Source organism: Devosia lacusdianchii (genome assembly GCF_022429625.1).
In the GTDB taxonomy this organism is placed as follows: Bacteria; Pseudomonadota; Alphaproteobacteria; order Rhizobiales; family Devosiaceae; genus Devosia; species Devosia lacusdianchii.
In genome coordinates, this window is record NZ_CP092483.1 from 1,927,571 (window position 1) to 1,949,200 (window position 21,630).

At 63.2% G+C, this 21,630-nt stretch carries 17 protein-coding genes; 11 read left to right on the forward strand and 6 right to left on the reverse strand.

Annotated elements, in window-relative coordinates; all coding sequences use genetic code 11:
• The first annotated feature begins 126 nt into the window (after positions 1–126).
• Positions 127–3,528 carry an AsmA-like C-terminal domain-containing protein gene (locus tag MF606_RS09235; protein WP_240233501.1) on the forward strand — a complete coding sequence of 1,134 codons (3,402 nt, stop codon included), beginning with the start codon at positions 127–129 and terminating at the stop codon, positions 3,526–3,528.
• Between the two features lie 165 nt (positions 3,529–3,693).
• Here MF606_RS09235 and tyrS read toward each other — a convergent pair whose 3' ends face one another.
• The gene (gene tyrS, locus MF606_RS09240) at positions 3,694–4,941 is read right to left on the reverse strand and encodes a tyrosine--tRNA ligase (RefSeq protein WP_240233502.1); all 1,248 of its coding nucleotides are present in this window, start codon (positions 4,939–4,941) and stop codon (positions 3,694–3,696) included.
• Positions 4,942–5,074: 133 nt separating this feature from the next.
• Positions 5,075–5,737 (reverse strand): alpha/beta hydrolase, encoded by a 663-nt coding sequence (locus MF606_RS09245; RefSeq protein ID WP_240233503.1) that lies wholly within the window; start codon positions 5,735–5,737, stop codon positions 5,075–5,077.
• Positions 5,738–6,024: 287 nt separating this feature from the next.
• Between MF606_RS09245 and MF606_RS09250 the strand changes: the two genes are divergently transcribed.
• From MF606_RS09250 to MF606_RS09290, 9 genes are all read left to right on the forward strand, one after another.
• Entirely contained in the window at positions 6,025–7,173 is a 1,149-nt protein-coding gene (locus MF606_RS09250; protein ID WP_240233504.1) for a cysteine desulfurase family protein, read from the forward strand.
• Between the two features lie 50 nt (positions 7,174–7,223).
• A complete protein-coding gene (gene sufB / locus MF606_RS09255) occupies positions 7,224–8,729 on the forward strand; it encodes a Fe-S cluster assembly protein SufB (protein WP_240233505.1) in 1,506 nt (501 codons plus the stop codon).
• Positions 8,726–9,235 (forward strand): cupin domain-containing protein, encoded by a 510-nt coding sequence (locus MF606_RS09260; protein ID WP_240233506.1) that lies wholly within the window; start codon positions 8,726–8,728, stop codon positions 9,233–9,235. The genes sufB and MF606_RS09260 overlap by 4 nt, the downstream gene beginning before the upstream one ends.
• A gap of 53 nt (positions 9,236–9,288) precedes the next feature.
• Entirely contained in the window at positions 9,289–10,038 is a 750-nt protein-coding gene (gene sufC, locus MF606_RS09265; RefSeq protein ID WP_240233820.1) for a Fe-S cluster assembly ATPase SufC, read from the forward strand.
• A 3-nt stretch (positions 10,039–10,041) separates the two neighbouring features.
• Entirely contained in the window at positions 10,042–11,250 is a 1,209-nt protein-coding gene (gene sufD / locus MF606_RS09270; RefSeq protein ID WP_240233507.1) for a Fe-S cluster assembly protein SufD, read from the forward strand.
• A gap of 155 nt (positions 11,251–11,405) precedes the next feature.
• Positions 11,406–12,626 (forward strand): cysteine desulfurase, encoded by a 1,221-nt coding sequence (locus MF606_RS09275; RefSeq protein ID WP_240233508.1) that lies wholly within the window; start codon positions 11,406–11,408, stop codon positions 12,624–12,626.
• Positions 12,627–12,641: 15 nt separating this feature from the next.
• Positions 12,642–13,037: an SUF system Fe-S cluster assembly protein gene (locus tag MF606_RS09280; RefSeq protein ID WP_240233509.1), complete on the forward strand. Its 396-nt coding sequence runs from the start codon at positions 12,642–12,644 to the stop codon at positions 13,035–13,037.
• 51 nt (positions 13,038–13,088) lie between these two features.
• Entirely contained in the window at positions 13,089–13,469 is a 381-nt protein-coding gene (locus MF606_RS09285; protein ID WP_240233510.1) for a HesB/IscA family protein, read from the forward strand.
• A 114-nt stretch (positions 13,470–13,583) separates the two neighbouring features.
• Positions 13,584–14,864, forward strand: coding sequence for a 3-phosphoshikimate 1-carboxyvinyltransferase (locus MF606_RS09290; protein WP_240233512.1), 1,281 nt, complete (start codon positions 13,584–13,586; stop codon positions 14,862–14,864).
• Positions 14,865–14,955: 91 nt separating this feature from the next.
• On the opposite strand, the gene MF606_RS09295 is transcribed toward MF606_RS09290, so the two are convergent.
• The 4 genes from MF606_RS09295 to parE all read right to left on the reverse strand — a co-directional run bounded on the left by MF606_RS09295 (position 14,956) and on the right by parE (position 20,917).
• A complete protein-coding gene (locus tag MF606_RS09295; protein WP_240233513.1) occupies positions 14,956–16,023 on the reverse strand; it encodes a GGDEF domain-containing protein in 1,068 nt (355 codons plus the stop codon).
• 147 nt (positions 16,024–16,170) lie between these two features.
• On the reverse strand, positions 16,171–17,637 hold the full coding sequence (locus tag MF606_RS09300; protein ID WP_240233514.1) for a DEAD/DEAH box helicase: 1,467 nt from the start codon (positions 17,635–17,637) through the stop codon (positions 16,171–16,173).
• A gap of 305 nt (positions 17,638–17,942) precedes the next feature.
• Positions 17,943–18,851 carry a metallophosphoesterase gene (locus MF606_RS09305; RefSeq protein ID WP_240233515.1) on the reverse strand — a complete coding sequence of 303 codons (909 nt, stop codon included), beginning with the start codon at positions 18,849–18,851 and terminating at the stop codon, positions 17,943–17,945.
• A 44-nt stretch (positions 18,852–18,895) separates the two neighbouring features.
• Positions 18,896–20,917: a DNA topoisomerase IV subunit B gene (gene parE, locus MF606_RS09310; protein ID WP_240233516.1), complete on the reverse strand. Its 2,022-nt coding sequence runs from the start codon at positions 20,915–20,917 to the stop codon at positions 18,896–18,898.
• A gap of 215 nt (positions 20,918–21,132) precedes the next feature.
• Here parE and MF606_RS09315 point away from each other — a divergent pair, with 215 nt between their 5' ends.
• Positions 21,133–21,603 carry a hypothetical protein gene (locus MF606_RS09315; RefSeq protein WP_240233517.1) on the forward strand — a complete coding sequence of 157 codons (471 nt, stop codon included), beginning with the start codon at positions 21,133–21,135 and terminating at the stop codon, positions 21,601–21,603.
• Positions 21,604–21,630: the final 27 nt, after the last annotated feature.

Sequence of the window (21,630 nt, forward strand, 5' to 3'; positions counted from 1 at the left end):
GGGGTGTCAGCAGATTACGGCAAAGCCTCGTTCTGGAAGCAAGTGAGCGCGTCAACCTTATCCGCAGACACGCCCGTTTTGCCGTCTGCGCAACGGAAGCGCCCCCCTGCGCGGCATGCGGCCAAATTGGCCGTTTGGGTGCTCGGTGTTCCCGCCGTTCTGCTCGTGCTGCTCTACCTGGTTCTGCTGGTTACGCCGATCCGGCTGCCCTTCGGCAGCGAGGCGGCGCAGGCTATTGCCCGATCGGCACTGCCATCCACCAGCCAATTGCAGCTGGGGCATATGGCACTGGCGCTCGAAAAGGGCGTCTGGCCGGTTATCCAGTTTTCGCCAGTGGTGCTGACCGACAGCAAGACCGGCGCCAAGGTCGCCATGGAGGCCCTTGAAGTCGGCTTTTCGCCCGCGCGCGCGCTCTTCGGGCAGCCCGGTGCCACCGTCACCATCGTCAAACCGCATATTCAGATCGTGCAGGACCTGTTCGGGCCGCGCGTCACCAGTTTCGAGCTCATCGAAGACCCCGAGGGCGGCCAGCCGACGGTCCGAGTGCAGGAAGGGGACGACGCGTTTCCGTCCGTCGATATTTCCTCCAACGGTATCGATCTGCGCGGCAGCCCAGCTCCAATCGCCATGCGCTCCGACAATGACTGGCTGATCTACAACCTGGAGGCCAGCGAACAGGGCATTGCCGAAATCGTGGCGCAGGCAGCGCAGGGGCGGTTCTCCAAACTGGTCGTGCGCGACGGCACGATCGATATGAACGACTCGGTCTACGGCCTGTTCCGGCGCTTCGAGGACATCAATCTCGAGATTGGCCCGACACCGGACCGCCGCAACACCAACGGCACCTTCTCGGCCACGCTGGGCGGACGCACCATGACGGGCAGCCTGTCGCGGACGGTCGACGATGCCGGCAATTCCCGGCTCGAGGCCGACGTCACCAATATCGACTTCGCCGCCTTCCTACCATTCATCGACGACGCGACGAGCCTCGCCGCCATGCGTGGGGCCGGGGCGCTGTCCATCGACGTCAACTTCCAGCCGGCGGGCGGCAAGCTCGTGGACGGGCGCTTCAAGATCGACCTCACCGGTCTCGATCTGCGCATTGCCGACGCCTACTTCCCCGTAGCCAGCTCGATCATGGACATCACCTGGTCGCCCAAGGACGGGCAGTTCGTGCTCGAAGATGCGGCGCTGCAGATCGGGCAAAGCTCAGCCCGGATTTCCGGGATCTTCGCCATGGGGCTCGACCCGATCTATGGGCCAACCATGGGCATTTCGCTAAAGGCAAGGGATGTCTTCCTGCACCCCAACGACATGGCGGCGCCCGAGGCGCCGTTCGAAACCATGGAATTCTCCGGCTGGTCGGCGCCGCTCTATGGCGCGTTGGGCATCGATCGGCTCCTGGCGCGCAAGGGCAATGCCACCGTCGAGACTACCGGCCGGGTCGATATGTTGCGCGCCGGGCTCGGCATCGACATGACGGTGGCCGGGCAAGGCGTCAGCGCCGACGATCTCAAGCGCCTGTGGCCTTATGTTATGGGGGGAGAGAGCCGCGACTGGTTCGTTGCCAACGTCACCCAGGGCACGGTGGCTCGTTCGCGCATGGATTTCAAGTTCCCGGTCGGCTCGATGGGCCTTGAGGGCGAAGACAAACCGATCCCCGATGGGGCGATGCAGATCGACATGATCGGTATGGGGGTCGCGATCAAGCCCACTGCCGAAATGGCGCCCATCGCCATCGAAGGCGAAACGCGCCTGCAGGTGGACGACGCCAATGTCACCATCTCGGCGGGGGGCGGACGTCTTGAGACCGCAGCGGGCGAGATTACCGTCGCCAACCCGGCGCTGATCATGGACAATTCGACGCCGTCTGACAGCATCATGGAGATATCCGGCGATGTCACCGGCTCCATTCCCGCGCTGCTGGCGCTAGCCAGCGAGCAACAGCCTGACCTTGTTGCTAACGCTCAATTGCCCATCGATCTGGACGCCCTGACCGGCACCGTCGATGTCGGCCTGGTGACGACCATCCGCCTGCCTGATGAGGCGACAGGCCGGGAGTTGGACCTTGACTATGTGCTCAATGGCACGGTCAAGGACTTCGCCAGCACCGCGCCCATCCAGGAGCGTAAGATCGGCAATGGACAACTGGCGTTCAGCGCCTCGCAGGACGGCTACCAGTTGGGCGGCACGGCCGAGATCGACGGCATGGCGGCAGAAGTCGAAATCGCGGGCACGCCCACCACCGACCCGACCTTCCGCCTTGCATCCACCATCGATGTTGCCGACCTCGCCAAGATGGGGTTCGACGCGTCCGAATTTCTCACCGGCAAGGTGCGGTTCGTGGCGCAGCCCATGCCGGATGGCGCGCTGCAAATGGCGGTCGACCTAAAGGACGCGGCGCTGACCATCAAGGATATCGGCATCACCAAGGCGGCCGGCGCGTCGGGCACGCTGAGCGCCACCATCCGCCAACAGGGCGATTTGACGCAGCTGAGTGGCATCGATCTGTCGTTCGGCACCGTACGCGCGCTGGGGGCCATAAAGTATGATGCCGCCAAGGGTCTGCAATCGGCAGAGTTCAGTCAGTTCGGTCTGAGCGAGGGCGATAGCGCCCGGATGGCGCTGACGCCGATCGATGGCGGCTACGCCGTTCAGGTTCGCGGCGCTCAGTTCGATCTCAAGCCGATGCTGCGGCAGTTCTTCGGGCTTGGCCAGGGCGCCGGCGGCGTGCAGTCATCCCAGTTTGACCAGACCATTTCGCTCGACGTCAAACTCGATCGCGCCTTGGGCTACTATGCCACCACGGCCTTCAACCTCGACCTCAGCCTGCTGTTGCGCGGCACCGATATGCGGCGGGCCAACCTCACCGCCCAGTTCAGCGATGGCAATGGCATCTCGGTCACAACCAACCCAGCGCCGAAGGGCCGCACGCTCTCGGTAGCGTTCAACGATGCCGGCACCATCCTGCGCCTGCTCGGCGTCTATTCGCAACTGGCCGGGGGCTCGGGCAGCCTAGTGCTCACCACCGATCGCGACCTTGACGCGGAAGCGGGACAATTGGTGATGCGGGACTTTGCCATTGTCGACGAGGCGAACGTGGCCCAGATCCTGGGCAATCACTCCGATTCCCGCGCCGCCATCGCTGCCCAGAACCGGCTGGATTTCGATCGCGCCCAGGTCGATTTCCAGCGCCGCTCCGACCGCGTGGAAGTCACCAATGCCATGCTGACCGGCGATTCCGTGGGCGGCACCATGCGCGGTTTCATCTACACCGATCAGCGCCAGTACGACCTCACGGGCACCTATGTGCCGCTGTTTGGCCTCAACAGCGCCTTCCAGAAGATCCCGATCCTTGGTCCGCTACTTGGTGGCCGGGAAGGCGAGGGTCTGGTCGGGGTGACCTTTGCGGTCCAAGGCCCGCTCGACAAGCCTGACTTCAAGATCAATCCGCTGTCCGTGTTACTGCCGGGCGCGTTCAGAGAACTGTTCGAGTTCCGGGCCAAGGAACAGCCACCGGCACAGTAGGGCCTCTTGACCCTTCGGGTGCGGGGTACTGAGAACGGAATTCCCCCCCAACACCGGCGCCTCCCTCGGGCTTGATCCGAGGGTCTCCAGCAGCTGGCGCCGTGTTGAAAGCGACCCGCGGATCAAGTCCGCGGGAAGCGATTGTGGATGGGATCGGTCCCTATGCTAAACTGGCTTGATCAGCGCATGCCGCTTTTTGCCGACGGAGAGCTTGATCACGCCTTCGGGGAGCACATTGTCGGCATTCAGCGTCAGTTTGTCGTCTTCCACGAGTGCGTCGTTTATCCGTACCGCGCCCGATTGGACGTGTCGGCGGGCCTCGCCTTTCGATGCCGCAAGGCCGACATTGACCAAGGCTTCTAGAACACCCGTACCCGACAGACTGGCGCCGACGACGTGGATCGTGGGCAGCGACAGGTCGATCGATCCCGCCTCAAACGTGGCACGAGCGGTTTCGGCGGCCTGCTCGGCCGCCGCACGGCCATGGACAATCGCCGTAACCTCGGTCGCCAGCACCTTCTTGGCCTCGTTGATCTCGTTGCCGCCCAGAGCGCCGAGCTTTTCGATCTCGCTCAGCGGCAGGCGGGTGAAGATCTTGAGGAACTTGGTGACGTCGGCGTCTTCGGTATTGCGGAAATACTGCCAGAAATCATAGGGGCTGAAGAGGTCGCCATTGAGCCAGACGGCGCCGGAGGCAGACTTGCCCATCTTCTCGCCCGACGCCTTGGTCAGCAGCGGCGTGGTGAGGGCATAAAGCTGCTCGCCGCCCATGCGATGGTTGAGGTCCACACCGTTGATGATGTTGCCCCACTGGTCCGATCCGCCCATCTGCAACACGGTGCCGTAGCGCCGGTTGAGCTCGGTGAAGTCGTAGCCCTGCATGATCATGTAGTTGAATTCGAGGAAGCTCAGCGACTGCTCGCGATCGAGCCGCAGCTTGACCGAGTCGAAGCTCAGCATGCGGTTGACCGAGAAGTGCCGGCCGACATCGCGCAGGAACTCAACATAGTTGAGCTTCAGCAGCCAATCGGCGTTGTTGACCATCATGGCCGGGTTGGACCCGCCATAGTTGAGGATGTTGCCGTAGACGCGCTTGATGCTCTCGATGTTGGTCTCGATCTGCTCAACCGTCAGCAGCTTGCGCTGATCATCGCGGAACGATGGATCGCCCACCATGGAGGTGCCGCCGCCCATCAGGCTGATCGCCTTGTGGCCGGTTTCCTGCAGCCAGTAGAGCATGGTGACGGTGATCAGGTTGCCGATATGGATCGAGGTGGCCGTGGCATCGTAGCCGACATAGCCTGATATCGGCCCCTTGAGGGCGAGGGCATCCAGGCCCTCTGGATCGGAAATCTGGTGGATGAAGCCGCGCTCGTCGAGAACGCGCAGGAAGTCGGATTTGAACTTGGTCATCTGAAAACCACTGAGGTTATGGAGACCTCATGGTGAGCTTGTCGAACCACGAGGTCGGTGCATGCGGGACCCCGTCCTTCGACAGGCTCAGGATGAGGTCCCTTCCAACAGATCGCAGTTTTCGCGCTGCTAGTTAGCGCCCGCCGCCGGCGGCGATCTCCTGCCGGCGACGGTCGAGATAGTCAGCGCAGCGGGTGGTCAATTCGTCGATCTTGCCTTCGTAGAAGTGGTTCGCACCTTCGACGATCTGCTGTTCGATGGTGATGCCCTTCTGAGTCTTGAGCTTGTCGACCAGCTTCTGCACGGAAGTCGGCGGCGCGACACGGTCCTTGTCGCCATGGATGATCAGGCCGGAAGACGGGCAGGGGGCGAGGAACGAGAAATCGTAGAGATTTTCCGGCGGCGACACCGAAATGAAGCCTTCAACTTCCGGGCGGCGCATTAGCAGCTGCATGCCGATCCAGGCGCCGAACGAGAAGCCGGCGATCCAGCAGCCGCGCGACTCGCGGTTGATGACCTGCAGCCAATCGAGCGCTGCGGCGGCGTCGGAAAGCTCGCCGATACCGTGGTCGAACATGCCCTGGCTGCGGCCGACGCCGCGCGAATTGAAACGCAACACGGCAAAGCCGCGCTCGGCGAACATGTAGAAGAGGTTGTAGACGATCTGATTATTCATCGTCCCGCCGAACTGCGGATGGGGATGAAGCACGATCGCGATCGGCGCATTCGGCTCTCTACCCGGCTGGTACCGGCCTTCCAGACGGCCTTCCGGCCCGTTGAAAATCACTTCTGGCATGGTCTTGTTCTTCCGGCCGTTCGGCTCTGTTGGTGCGGTTCTGCGGGACCCCATGCGACGGCGTTGCGGCTTGACTATGGGCGTGCCGCTGCCTAAAACATGGGTCGCAAAATCTAGTTTAGAATTGTTCGAAACTCGGTTTTCAGCCGCTCTGCGGCCAGCAAGAGCGCCCCTTGTAATGAAGTTGGGCGTCAAATTTCAAGAAGTGTTTGGAGTCGAGGGCGCTATGGCGCTCGGCCCTAGGCATGGATGGTATGACCGGCGCGCATGCGCCACCTGGGAAACCGATGACGAGACCGGCGATCTATCTTGATCATAATGCCGCGTCCCCGCTTCTGCCGGAGGCGCGGTCGGCGCTCGTCGCCGCCCTCGATCTGGTCGGCAACCCATCGTCGGTTCACGCCCACGGCCGAGCCCTGCGCAACCTGCTCGACACCGCGCGGGGGCAGGTGGCTGCCCTAGCCGGCGCAGAACGCAAGCAGGTCGTGTTCACCGGTTCCGCAACCGAGGCCATCACCCAGGCCGTCGTCGGCGGCGCCAAGGCCTTTGCGGCAAGCACCATCGTTATCAGCGCGGGCGAGCATGCGGCGGTCGCCAAGGCTGCCGAGGCGACGGGCTTGCCTGTCGTCACCATCGGGCTTCTGCGGGACGGCAGCATTGATCTCGATCAACTGGCAGAAGTCTTGCAGCATGCTGCCGGCAACCTGCTGGTCTGCCTGCATTGGGTGAACAACGAGACCGGGGTGGTGCAGAACATCGCCCGCATCAACGCCCTGGTCGGCCCGACGCCGCATACGCTGTTCATCGATGCCGTGCAGGCTTTCGGCAAGCTGCCCCTCGATTTCGCCGCCTCGGCTCCCGATATGATGGCGGTGAGCGGTCACAAGATTGGTGCGCCGGCGGGCATTGGCGCGCTGCTGGTCAAGGCGCATGCCGACGTCGTTCGTCTTATTCCCGGCGGTGGCCAGGAGCAGGGGCGTCGTGGCGGCACTGAGGCGACGGCATTGATCGCAGCATTTGGTGCGGCGGCAGCTGCTATCGCGGGACGCTATGCGGCGGCCGGTGTACCAGCGCTGACCGCGCGGCTTGAGGCGGCTTTGCCGCCAGATGCCGTGGTGTTTGGTGGCGAGCGGCTGGGCAATGTGACGAATTTCGCGGTGCCCGGCATCAAGAATGCGACGGCGATGATGGGGTTGGACCTGCTGGGCCTGTCCGTCTCGTCGGGTTCGGCCTGTTCATCGGGCAAGGTCGGACCGAGCCATGTCCTGGCGGCAATGGGTATTGCCGACGCGCTGGCTGAATGCGCGCTGCGTGTCAGTTTAGGCTGGAATTCCACGACCGACGAGGTCGACGCGTTCGTCGCTGGTTACCGATCCATCCTTGAGCGTCATCGGGCGCGACAAGGCAGGCGGCCTGACCGCCAGCAACAGTTTTAGACGGCTCGCGGCGACCTTGAATCGCCACCGGGCAATTAGGAGAAGCCACGATGGCTGACGATTACGCCGATATCCCGACGCTCAAGGAAAACATCGACCGCGCCACCGTTGACTCGGTGCGTTCGCTCGACGTGGACAAGTACAAGTACGGTTTCGAGACCGATATCGAATCCGACATGGCCCCTAAGGGCCTGAGCGAGGATACCGTCCGTTTCATCTCTGCCAAGAAGAACGAGCCGCAGTGGATGCTCGATTGGCGCCTGGACGCCTATAACCGCTTCCTGACCATGACCGAGCCGACCTGGGCCAAGGTGCATTATCCGCAGATCGATCTGCAGGACATGTACTATTACGCCGCGCCCAAGTCGTCGCCGGCGCCCAAGAGCCTCGACGAGGTCGATCCGGCGCTGATCGCCATGTACGACAAGCTCGGCGTGCCGCTGAAGGAACGCGAGATCCTGGCCGGCGTCGAGCGCCCGAAAGTGGCCGTCGATGCGGTGATGGACTCCGTCTCCGTGGTCACCACGTTCCGCGAGGAACTGGCCAAGGTCGGCATCATCTTCTGCTCGATCTCCGAAGCCATTCGCGAGCATTCCGAGCTGGTGCAGAAGTACCTGGCTTCGGTGGTCCCGGTCTCGGACAACTATTATGCCACGCTGAATTCGGCTGTCTTCACCGACGGCTCCTTCGTCTATATCCCCAAGGGCGTCCGCTGCCCGATGGAGCTGTCGACCTATTTCCGCATCAACGAGAAGAAGACCGGCCAGTTCGAGCGCACGCTGATCATCGCCGAAGCTGACTCGTATGTGAGCTACCTCGAAGGCTGCACGGCCCCAATGCGCGACGAGAACCAGTTGCACGCAGCGGTCGTCGAGCTCGTGGCTCTCGAAAACGCCGAGATCAAGTATTCCACCGTTCAGAACTGGTACCCCGGCGACAAGGACGGCAAGGGCGGCATCTACAACTTCGTCACCAAGCGTGGCGATTGCCGTGGCGACAATTCCAAGATCTCCTGGACCCAGGTCGAAACCGGCTCGGCCATAACCTGGAAGTATCCGAGCTGCATCCTGCGCGGCGATGGTTCGCGCGGCGAGTTCTACTCGATCGCCATTTCCAACGGCCACCAGCAGGTGGATAGCGGCACCAAGATGCTGCATCTGGGCAAGAACACGTCCAGCCGCATCATCGCCAAGGGTATCGCCGCCGGCTTCTCGGACAATACCTACCGCGGCCAGGTCTCGGCCCATGCTAAGGCCAAGAACGCCCGCAACTTCACCCAGTGTGACTCGCTGCTGATCGGCGACAAGTGCGGCGCCCATACCGTGCCCTATATCGAGAGCCGCAACGGCACGGCTGTCTTCGAGCACGAAGCCACCACGTCCAAGATTTCCGATGACCAGATGTTCTACTGCCAGCAGCGCGGCCTTTCCGAGGAAGACGCCGTGGCGTTGATCGTCAATGGCTTCGTCCGCGACGTGCTGCAGCATCTGCCGATGGAATTCATGGTCGAGACGCAGAAGCTCATTGCCATCAGCCTCGAAGGCAGCGTGGGATGACCGAAGAGCTTTCGCCTGTGGTCCGCCTCTCCGAACTGCCGCTGGAGAGCTGGACGCAGGGCACGTTTTATGGATCGGACGATGCGGGCTATCTCGGCGACCGTGCCGGGTTGAAGTCGCTGGGTTTCGGCTATTCGGAAGTCGCGCCGGGCAAGAGCAGCTGCCCATTCCACAACCATCACGTCGAGGACGAGATGTTCGTGGTGCTGGAAGGCGAGGGCACCTACCGCTTCGGCGATGCGCGCCATGCCTTCAAGGCGGGTGATGTGCTGGTCGCGCCGGCCGGCGGTCGGGACACCGCCCACCAGATCATCAACACCGGTGCCGTTACGCTGAAATACCTGGCGATCTCGAACAAATCGACCACCGAGGTCACCGAATATCCGGACTCCGGGAAGTTCGCGGTATCGAGCCGCGCCGGCGGCACCGAACCCAGCATGCGCCATATGGGGCGCCCGGGCCAACATCACATTGAAAATTACTGGGACGGCGAGCCGGGTGCCTGAGGCGCCGCCGCTGTCTAAACCGAATGACTGGAGACTGAACGATGACCACCCCGATCCTTGAAATCCGCAACCTGCATGCGCGCATCGAAGAGCGCGAAATCCTCAAGGGCGTGAACCTCACCATTCCGGCCGGCCAGGTCCATGCCATCATGGGCCGCAACGGTTCGGGCAAGTCGACGCTGAGCTATGTGCTTGCCGGCAAGGAAGACTATGAAGTCACCGAGGGCGAAATCCTGCTGAACGGCGAAAACATCCTCGAGATGGAGCCGTCCGAACGTGCCGTTGCCGGCGTGTTCCTCGCCTTCCAGTACCCGATCGAAATCCCCGGCGTTGCCACCATGACCTTCCTCAAGGCCGCCATCAACGCCCAGCGCAAGGCGCGCGGTGAGGGCGAAATGTCGACGCCCGATTTCATGCGGGCCGTCAAGGAAGCCGGCACCCAGCTCAATATCGATACCGATATGCTGAAGCGGCCGCTCAATGTCGGTTTTTCCGGCGGTGAGAAGAAGCGCGCCGAAATCCTGCAGATGGCGCTGCTCAAGCCGGCCCTCTGCGTGCTCGACGAGACCGATTCCGGCCTCGATATCGATGCGCTCCAGGTGGTGTCGCGCGGCGTGAACGCCCTGCGTTCGGACAATCGCTCCATGCTGGTCATCACCCACTACCAGCGCCTGCTGAACCACATCGTGCCTGACGTGGTGCATGTGTTCAGCGATGGCCGGATCGTCGAGAGTGGCGACAAGGACCTGGCACTCCAGCTCGAAGCCAAGGGCTATGCCGACTTCGACGACGCGGCGGCCTGACCCATGGCACTTCCCATCCCCGTTCGGCTCGGAGCAGCCGAGAATACCCTGATCGACCAGCTCAAGAGCGTGGGCGCCGACGCAACGGCCGAACGCATCACCGTCGCCGGCCTGCCGACGCGCCGCGTCGAGAGCTATCACTATACCGACCTCAAGACCCTGTTGCGGGCCGTGCCGCCGCTGGCACAGGCCGCCAATGAAGCCAGCGCCCCGGCGCTGCGCGTCGCCGGCGCCTACCAGTTGATGATCGCCAATGGCGTCATCCAGGGCGCATCGACGGCCCCGGCCGGCGTCATCGTCGGTAAGGCCGAGGGCGGAGCGCTCTCGTCCCGCGACGACGTGCTGGTGCATCTCAACGGCGCCCTCGCCAAGGAAAGCCTGACGCTGACGCTCGAAAGCAGCGTCGATCCGGTGATCCAGATCGATCGGCGTACCGAGGGCGAGGCCGCCCACGTGGCGGATTCGCTGAAGATCTTCGTGGCCGATAACGCCTCGGCGGTCATCCTCGAAACCTTCTCGGGCTCCGATGTTGCCCATGTCGGCAACCACGCGACCTATATCGCGCTCGGCAAGAATGCCGTCGTGACCCACATCACGGTCGACCTGTCGTCTCGCGCGACGAGCCACTTCGCGACCAACGAGTACCACGTCGGTGAGGGCGCCAAGCTGCGCACGCTGGTGATCAACGCCGGCGCCGGACTCAGCCGTACGCAGCTGTTCCCGCGCTATGAAGGCGCTGGCGCTCACGGCGATATCACTGGCCTCAATCTCGTATCGAACGGCCAGCACGCCGACATCACCATGGATGCGAGCCATGCCGTGCCGCAGACATCATCGCAGCCGCTGTTCAAGTCGATCGCCCGCGGGCGCGGCAAGTCGGTGGTACAGGGCCGGCTGGTCGTGGCGCGCGACGCGCAGAAGACCGATGCCAAATTCATGCATCAGGGCCTGATGCTGTCGGACGAGGCGGAAATCCTCAGCAAGCCGGAGCTGGAAATTTACGCCGACGACGTCGTCTGCGGCCACGGTTCGACTTGCGGCAAGCTCGACGAAGACAGCATGTTCTACCTGATGAGCCGCGGCATCGCCAAGGAAGAGGCCGAGACCATGCTGGTCCGCGGCTTCCTCGAAGAGCTCGTCGACCCGATCGAAGACGAAGCGCTGGCCGAGGCCCTGCGCGGGGTTATCGATGGGTGGCTGCTGGGGAAGTAGGGCCGAGGCCTCTTAAACCTCTCCCTTGGGGAGAGGTCGGCGCGCAGCGCCGGGTGAGGGGGCCTCTGTACGAGATCCAGTGTGGGGGAGGGCCCCCTCACCCGACCCAAGAGGGTCGACCTCTCCCCCGAAGGGAGAGGTCAGGAAGAGAAACAATGACCTTCGACCTAGCCAAAGTCCGTGCCGATTTCCCGATCCTCTCCGAGGTTATCCATGGGAACAGGCTGGTCTATCTCGATAGCGGCGCATCGGCGCAGAAGCCGGTGCAGGTGCTGGACCGGATGGATTATGCTTTCCGGCACGAATACGCCAATGTGCACCGGGGCCTCCACACGCTCGCCAACCGCGCCACCGAAGCCTATGAGGGCGGCCGCCACGCCGCTCAGGCCTTCCTCAATGCGGCGCAGCCCGAGGAGATCATCTTCACCCGCTCGGCCACCGAAGCCATCAACCTGGTCGCGCAGTCCTTCGCCGGGCCGCGCATCGGGGAGGGCGACGAGATCGTGCTCTCCATCATGGAGCACCACTCCAACATCGTGCCCTGGCACTTCCATCGCGAGCGCAAGGGCGCGGTGATCAAATGGGTCGATGTGCGCGATGATGGCAGCTTCGATCTCGACGCCTTTGCCGCTGCGCTGAGTGATCGCACCCGTATCGTTGCGGTTACGCATATGTCCAACGTTTTGGGCACTGTGGCACCAATTAAGCAGATTATCGAGATCGCCCATGCCCGCGGCATTCCGGTGCTGATCGACGGCAGCCAAGGCGCGGTGCACACGACAGTCGATGTGCAGGACCTCGACGCCGACTTCTACGTCATGACCGGCCACAAGCTCTACGGCCCCACCGGCATCGGCGTTCTCTATGGCAAATACGACCTGCTGGCCGAGATGCAGCCCTATCAGGGCGGCGGTGAGATGATCGACGTGGTGACCATGGACACCGTCACCTACAACGAGCCGCCGCATCGCTTCGAAGCCGGCACGCCGCCCATCGTCCAGGCCATCGGCCTTGGTGCGGCGCTCAAATACATCAACGAGCTTGGGCGCGACGCCATTGCCGAGCATGAGGCCGAGGTTGCAGCCTATGCCCATGAGCGGCTGAGCCGCATCAATTCGCTGCGCCTGATCGGCTCAGCGCCAGGCAAGGGCGGTATCTTCTCGTTCGAGATGGCCGGCGCCCACGCCCACGACATTGCCACCATTCTCGACCGCTACGGCATCGCCGTCCGCGCTGGCACGCATTGCGCCATGCCGCTGCTCAAACGTTTCGGTGTCACCTCTACCTGCCGCGCCTCGCTCGCCCTATATAACGGCAAAGACGATGTGGACGCGCTGGTGGACGGCATCGAACGCGCCCAGAAATTTTTCGCGTAAGCGAGGACAGACTTTATGACCGACGAACCCGAAATCGCGCCCGCGCCGACTATTCCGGAAAACCGCATCACGCCCAACGTGTCCGGCGAACTGCCGGAGGCAGAGGTCGAGCGCATCACCACCGATCTGATCGGCGCGCTCAAGACCGTCTATGACCCGGAAATCCCGGTCGATATCTATGAGCTGGGCCTGATCTACAAGGTCGACCTGGACGACGATCGCAACCTGGTCATCGACATGACGCTGACCGCGCCAGGCTGCCCGGTGGCCGGCGAAATGCCGGGCTGGGTGGAGAACGCCGCTCGCGGTGTCGAGGGTATTCAGGACGTGACCGTCAACATGGTGTTCGATCCTCCATGGGACGCGTCACGCATGAGCGAAGAGGCTCAAGTCGCGTTGAACTGGTGGTAATCTGACGCGTTTTGTCCTATATATCGTGAAACGCCGATAGAAAGTTCGCCCATGGCCTTCAAGATCATGTCCCTGACCGATGCTGCCGCCGAGCGCATCACCGAGATCATGGAAGATTCCGACAAGCCGGTGATCGGCCTGCGCGTCGGCATCAAGAATGCGGGCTGCGCCGGCGTGTCCTACACCATGGACTACGTGTCCGAGCCCGTGAAGGGCGATGACCACATCACCGACAAGGGCGTCGACGTCTGGGTCGACCCCAAGGCGACCATGTACCTGCTCGGTACGGTGATGGATTTCGAGACGGCCAAGATGAGCTCCGGCTTCACCTTCAAGAACCCGAACCAGACGGGCGCCTGCGGCTGCGGCGAAAGCATCACCCTCAAAGCCGCCGACCTCAAGGCCATCGCCGAGGCACGGGCCGGGGCCTAGTTCCCTACACAAGTTTCAACCCATGATGTCCCGCTCTCGTGGGAATGACGCTGATGCGACAGGTGTCGAGCGGCGATTGCATCCCGCTCGCCGATGCCCTAACACCACGGCATCATGCCCAGCCCGCTCCCGCCCGCCCTCACCATCGTTCCGCCCAATCGCCCGCTGATCGGCCGCGTTTCGCCTCCCGGATCGAAGTCCATCACCAATCGTGCACTGCTGCTGGCGGCGCTTGCCAACGGCACCAGCCGCCTGACCGGCGCGCTGAAGAGCAAGGACACGACGCTGATGGCCGCCGCTTTGCGGCAGATGGGCGTGACTGTCGAAGAACCGGACGCGACGAGCTTCGTCGTCACCAGCACCGGCCGCCTGCAGCGGCCCGAGGGGCCGCTCTTCCTCGGCAATGCTGGCACGGCGACGCGCTTTCTCACCGCCGCCGTCGCCACGGTCGATGGTGAGGTGATTGTCGATGGCGACGACGAAATGCGCCTGCGCCCGATCGGTCCGCTGGTCACGGCGTTGCAGTCGCTCGGCATCCACGCCACCAGCCCCACTGGTTGCCCGCCGGTTACCATTCGGGGCAAGGGCAGCTTCGGCCAGGGGCGCGTCGAGATCGACGCCGGCCTATCGAGCCAATACGTCTCCGCTCTGTTGATGGCCGCGCCGCTTGGCGATGGGCCCATCACCGTGGCGCTGACTGGCAGCGATATCGGCGCACGCGGCTATGTAGACCTTACGCTTGCCGCCATGCGCAGCTTCGGCGCGACAGTGGAGCAGCTTGATGCCGGGACGTGGCTGGTGCAGCCCACCGGATATGTTGCCGCCGACCTTCTCGTCGAACCCGACGCCTCCGCCGCCACCTATCTCTGGGGCGCAGAGGTGTTGACCGGTGGCCGGATCGACCTTGGCGTCGCGCCTGATGCCTTCACCCAGCCAGACGCTGCGGCGCAGGCGGTGATCGCCCAGTTTCCTGATATGCCTGACGTCATCGATGGCTCGCAGATGCAGGACGCGGTGCCGACTATTGCGGTACTCGCCGCATTCAACAACCGTCCGGTCCGCTTCGTCGGCATCGCCAACCTGCGCGTCAAGGAAACCGACCGCATCCGCGCCGTGGCCAATGAACTCAACCGCATTCTGCCCGGCCTCGCCACAGAAGAAGGCGACGACCTTCTGGTCGCTTCCGACCCGCACCTGCCGCAGAAGCTGGCGGGTCGCAATACGCGCACCCGGATCGAGACCTACCACGACCACCGCATCGCCATGAGCTTCGCCTTGGCGGGCCTCAAGCTACCAGGCATCACCATTCTCGACCCCGCATGCAGCGGCAAGACCTATCCCGCCTACTGGGACATGCTCGAAGGCCTTGGCGTGGAACTGACGCCCTCCGGTTAGTGCCGGTAGCAGGACCTGGCCAGTATCTGCGCGAATGACGTCGTGGCGGGGCTTGGGTGCTTAGGCAGCTTCGGCCTGACGCCCAACAGGCCTATGCCGCGGAGGCGCCTGCTGCGGCTGGCGTATCCAGGTTCACCAGATCGACCTCGGTGATGACGCGATTGCGGCCGGCGCGCTTGGCGGCATAGAGGCAGCGGTCCGCGCGCTCGATCAGCGTCGCGGCTGTGTCGTCCGGACGGAACGCGGCCACGCCAAACGAGGCGGTGATGCGCCCCAGCTTCTCGTTGGTCGACCGCTTGAGCAATTCCTTGGCCTGGATAGCCTTGCGGATATTCTCGGCGACGATCACCGCACCCTCGATATCGGTAGACGGCAGGATAGCAACGAACTCCTCACCACCATAACGCGCGGCCAAATCCTTGCCCTTGATGTTCGATTTGAGCGTCATGGCCACAAGGCGCAACACCTGGTCACCGGTCTGGTGGCCATAGGTGTCGTTGAAATTCTTGAAATGATCGATATCAACCAGCATCAGGCAGAGCGGGTCGTTGCTCGCTGCGGCCTCAGCGATCGCCGTCTCCATGCCCTCATCGAAGCTCTTGCGATTGGCGATCTTGGTCAGCGGATCGAGCATGGACTCGCGGCGAACGTCGTCGAGATCGCGCTGCAGCAGCGCGATATCGTCGCGCGAGGCCACCAGCTTTTCTTCGAGCGACCGGTTGGTCTCCTGCATCCGACGGGTTTCCGTCAGCAATCGGCCCGCCAGCGCCCGCAAGTCGGCAATGGAAATCTCGCGCTCCAGGTCCCCGCTGGCCGACTGCAACGAGCCTGAATAGGCATTCGCCGTGGTCATGGCCGTGTCGATGGCACTGTGAACCGCTTCGATGCGCGCATGCATGCGCTCCGACACGTTCGACATGCGATCGTTGACGTCGGATTTCAGGAACTCGTTATAGAGGGTTTCCGCCAAGTCCATGGACGGCGAACCGCCACTCCGGAACAGCGCATTTATGCGGTTGTTCAGCGTCGGGTTGACGCCTGTCGCATACGTATAGAGCAACTCGTAAAATTGCGGATAGGGAGGAATCCCACTGCGCTTCAGCAGATCAAATGCCGAATTGGCATAACCCAGGGCGCGTTTGAATTCCTGCTCGGACAATTGCTTCCCTCGCGCGCCGTTGCGCCAGAATCGATCGTGCTTTGTCCAGCACAGACCAACCAATCCTTAGATACAGCCCCATAGTTAATGAACACAACTACGAGGCTGCAATAAAGCGACTGGCTTCACAGCCAAATTGACTTTGGGTTAGCTGGCGATGCGCGTTGGACGTAGTAGAAACGCGGGGATCGGACCGTCATTGCCGAATGGCGAATTGCTGACCTCCTCCGATTCGGGCTCCCTGGTTTCGGCTGGACGGCGCGACCGGCTACGCTGCGGCTTAGCCTCGTCACGCGGTTGGCGTGGCTCGCTTTGACGCTGCGGCTTGGGTGCCACCGGTGCTTCGCTGGCGGGCTCTGCGGCTTCAACGGCAACGGCAGCCGTCTCGGCCTGGGGCCGCGTGCGGGCGCCACCGCGACGGCTGCGCGCTGGACGGGCAGGGCGCTCTTCACCGGCGTCGGCAGTCGCTGGAGCGGCTGGCCGAGCGCTGGTTTCCAGATATTCGATCGGCTTCTGCGTCAGCTTCAGGATCGCATCGAGATGCTTGCCATCGGCTGGCCCAACCAGCGTATAGGCCACGCCCAAGCGACCCGCGCGGCCGGTGCGGCCAATGCGGTGCACGTAATCTTCGGCATGCACCGGAACGTCGAAGTTGAACACATGGCTCACGGCCGGAATATCGAGGCCGCGGGCAGCCACGTCGCTCGCAACAAGCAGAGTCAGCCGATTGTTCTTGAACGCGTCGAGCGTCTCCGTGCGGCTCTTCTGGTCCATATCGCCATGCAGCGCACCGGCGCTGAAGCCGTGACGCTCCAGCGAGCGTGCCAGGGTGGCAACATCGCGCTTGCGGTTGCAGAAGATGATCGCGTTGGTCAGCCCGGTCGCGCCACGAATGTGGTCGCGCAAGGCGGCGCGCTTGTCCTCGGGCTTCGACGACACCTTGATCAGCTTCTGGTCGATCGTGTCGGCAGTCGATGCGGCGCGCGAAACCTGCACATGCACCGGGTCCTTGAGGAACTTCTTGGTGAGCCGCTCGATCTGGGCGTCCATGGTCGCCGAGAACAGCATGGTCTGGCGGCGGGGCGGCAGGCGCGAGCAAATCTTCTCGATATCGTCGATAAAGCCCATGTCCAGCATGCGGTCGGCTTCGTCGATGACGAGGATTTCGACGCCATTCAGCATGATCTTGCCACGGTCGATCTGATCAAGCAGACGGCCTGGAGTCGCGATCAGCACGTCAACGCCGCGATCGAGCTTCTTGTTCTGGTCTTCGAACGACACGCCGCCGATGATCAGCGCCATGGTGATGCGATGGTTCTTGCCGTACTTCTCGAAGTTCTCGGACACCTGCGCTGCGAGTTCGCGCGTCGGCTCAAGAATGAGCGTGCGTGGCATGCGCGCGCGGGCGCGTCCGTTTTCGAGAAGCGTCAGCATGGGCAGCACAAACGATGCCGTCTTGCCTGTACCTGTCTGGGCAATGCCGATCAGGTCCTTCTTTTGCAGAAGGTGGGGGATCGCCTGCGCCTGGATCTCGGTCGGCTTGGTGTATCCGGCGGATGTCACCGCGTCGGTTACTTTGGTTGAAAGGCCAAGCCCGGAAAAATCGTCAGTCAAATCTGCAAATCCACATGAATAGTGCTACCGGGGCCAGTTCCGGTTCGAGACATTCGAACGGTGCGCCGGGATCGTCGGGTGTGGACTGGGAAGGCAAACACGCAAACGCGTCCACAACCGGAGCGGCCACCTGACGGGATGCAGCAAGTGCAGGAACGACAGTGCAGCCCTGAGGCACATTCAGCAGAGGCGGCTTGTCGATACCCAGCCGTCCAACCGGAAATGCTCCAGCGGCGCGGACCATAGCCTAAAGGCCTTGTCTGTCAACGGTCTTGCGGTTGATAGGCTTAATTGGGCCGCTTGTCTCAGGCGCCAAGTTCGAGGAGTACGACCTCCGGCCAGTTGCCAAGCCGGACCGGAACGACGGAACACCCCAGCCCGCGAGAAACGATCAATTCGCGGCCGTCGACGTTGTAGTATCCGGCAGGGTAATGCCGAGACCCGGCCGACGCCGCCCATGGGCGCCAGCCGAAAAGGCTGATCTGGCCGCCATGGGTGTGACCGGAGAGAGTGAGGCTGACGCGGTCGGGCACAACGCCAAAGGCAAAGGCGTCAGGCTCGTGAGCCATCAACAGGATAGGTGCCGAGTCCGTGACCGTTGCCAGCGTCGCATCGATATCATCGAGCCCGGACAAGCGGGCACGGCCGTAGCGGCTGCCCGGCAGGAACGCGAGCTGGTCGTCGAGACCGGCGAGCCAAAAGGCATGGCCGTCCTTTTCAAGACGGATCGATTGGTTGCGATAGACGGGAATGCCGGCATTGCGGAGCGCTTCGAGCGCCGCGGGCTCACTCGTTTCGCCACGCTGGAAGCGGTCATCCTCCCAATAGTCGTGGTTGCCGGCGATGGCGTGTAAGCCCAGGGGAGCGCTCAGCCTTGCCAGGGCAGTTGCCCAGTCGGATGCAGGTATCTCGTCGGCCGCACGGTCCATGCCAGTGATGTAGTCGCCGAGCAGGAGGATCAGGTCGGCGCCAAGCGCCTGCGCGTCGCCACAGATGCCCTCGATCCGTGCAGCGTCCATCCAGGGTTCGCAAGCGTGCAGATCGGCGATCACGGCAATGCGGAGATTAAGTCCCGGCGTCCAGTTGCGCGGCGTGAAGGCATAGCGCGTGATGCGCGGGCGCCCGAACACTTCGACGAACGGATAGGCGACGGCGGCAAGCCCTGCCATCAGGCCGGCGCCAAGAAGCTTCAGTACGCCTCGCCTAGTAATCATCGTCACCACCCCGCCTGACAGTCAGGCAGGGGGTCCCGCATGCGTCAGATATCCAGATCAGTCACGAATGCGGCATTTTCCTGGATGAAATCGAAGCGCGCCTCGGGCTTGGTACCCATAAGGCGATCGACGCTGACCCGGGTCGCATCGAGGTCATCGCGGACCTTCACCTGCAGCAGCGTCCGGCTCTTGGGCGACATGGTGGTTTCACGCAGATGCGCGAACGGCATTTCGCCAAGGCCCTTGAAGCGGGTCATGTCGACCTTGCCCTTGCCGGTGAACTCGGTCGCCATCAGTTCTTCCTTGTGGGCATCATCGCGTGCGTAGAGCGTCTTGCCGCCCTGGGTAATGCGATAGAGCGGCGGCAGCGCCAGATAGAGATGCCCGCCATCGATCAGCTTGGGCATTTCCTGGAAGAAGAAGGTCATCAGCAGCGATGCGATATGGGCACCGTCCACGTCGGCGTCGGTCATGATAATGATCTTGTCGTAGCGCAGGTCATCTTCGCGATAGCGGTCGCGCGTGCCGCAGCCCAGCGCCTGGATCAGGTCGGAGATCAGCTGACTCGCCTGCATCTTCTCGCGGCTGGCGCCGGCTACGTTGAGGATCTTGCCGCGCAGCGGCAACACGGCCTGGCTGGAGCGGTTGCGCGCCTGCTTGGCGCTGCCACCGGCCGAGTCGCCCTCGACGATGAACAGTTCAGCGCCCTGTGCCGCCGTCTGCGTGCAGTCCGCCAGCTTGCCGGGCAGGCGCAGCTTGCGCGTGGCGCTGGCGCGGTCGATTTCCTTTTCCTTGCGACGGCGCAGCCGTTCCTCGGCACGCTCGATCGCCCAATCCATGAGCTTGCCTGCCTGGTTGGGCGAGGCGGCCAGCCAGTGGTCGAACGCATCGCGCAAGGCGGTATCGACGATGCGTGTCGCTTCGCCCGAGGCCAGCTTGTCCTTGGTCTGGCCCACGAATTCCGGCTCGCGCACGAAGACGGACAGCATGGCGCTGCAATGGGCGAAGACGTCGTCGGCGGTCAGGATCGCCGCCTGCTTGTTCTTGGTCAGCTCGGCATAGTTTTTGAGTCCGCGGAGCAGGGCGGTGCGCAAACCCGCTTCATGGGTGCCTCCATCCGGCGTCGGCACGGTATTGCAGTATGACGAAACGCCGCCATCGCCCAGCGTCCAACCGATCGCCCATTCGACCGCACCATGGGTGCCGGCCTTGCCGTGGCTGCCGGTAAACAGCTCATCGACGATGCGCGTTTCGCCCTCGACACGCGCCGTCAGGAAGTCCTTGAGGCCGTCGGGATAGTGGAACACCGCCTTGGCCGGCGCATCTTCCGTCACCAGCGACTCGTCGCAGCTCCAGCGTAGTTCGACGCCGGCGAAGAGGTACGCCTTGGCCCGCGTCATGCGGTAAAGGCGGGCCGCCGAGAAATGCGCGAGCTCGCCGAAAATCTGCGGGTCGGGATGGAAGCGGGTGGTGGTGCCGCGGCGGTTCTGCACCCGGCCCAGCGCCTCGATCTCGCCCAGCGGCTTGCCGCGCGAGAAGGTCAGGCGGTGAAGCTGCTGTTCACGCGCCACTTCGACGATGAGGCTATCTGACAGCGCATTCACCACCGAAACGCCTACGCCATGAAGACCGCCCGAGGTCTCGTAGGCCTTGGAGTCGAACTTGCCACCGGCATGAAGCACGGTATGGACGATTTCGAGCGTCGATCGCCCCGGATATTTGGGGTGGTTCTCTACTGGAATGCCGCGGCCATTGTCGGACACTGTGATGAAACCGTCCGCGCCAAGATGCACCTCGATGCGGGTGGCGTGGCCGGCTATGGCCTCGTCCATGGAATTGTCGATGACTTCGGCGAACAGGTGATGCAGCGCATTGGAATCGGTGCCGCCGATATACATGCCGGGCCGTCGACGAACGGGCTCGAGCCCCTCCAGCACCTCGATATCCGCAGCCGAATATGACCCGGGCACGCTCGCGGCCTTGGCGGCGGATTTGGGCGCCTCCGGCTGAGGGCGCGGGCGCTCGGGCTGATCCCCGCCGCCGAAAAGGTCTTCTGCCTGTGACATCCACGTTCCGTTTCTAACGCCCGAATCGGGCGATTCCGCCTTGTATCATACCCGACGCGCCGTCCGGCACGGGGCAGGACAAGCGCGCGAGCCTTGGTTTCCCCACAAACCTGAACGGCAGCTGAACGGCCGGTTGCGGCCCGGTTCAACTCGCGCGCGATATCAATGGTGCAAAGGCGACATTCAGCCACCCTCTTTGCCAAGGACCTCTCGCAATGAACCTCATCAGCACACAGATCAAGACCGTTACGCGTGCGGCCGTTATTGCTCTCGCCCTCGGCGCCACCGCGCTGAGCGCTGCGCCTGCCATGGCGCAGGACGCACCGAGCGGCTTCAGCCTCGACGTTCCCGGCGCGGCTGCCGCCCCAGGAGCCGGCGCCGAACGTTCCGGCACGTTTGCGCCGGGCGAATATTACCCCGATGGCGGCTGGGATGACGACTACTACTATCGCTGCCTGACCAATCGCGAAGTCCGCCGCGGCATCGCCGCCTATGGCTGGAGCCGCGTGGAGATCACCCGCGACCTGGGCCGCGACCGCGTCGAAGTCCGCGCCGTCTATCGCAACTGGCTCTATTCCATGCGCGTTGACAAGTGCAGCGGTGAGGTCAACCGTATTCGCCCGATCCGTCGCGTCAACGGCGGATGGGATGGCGGGTTTGGCCTCGAGTTCAATTTCGGGAACTAGTGACGCTCCAGCGTCCAAGGAGTGAAC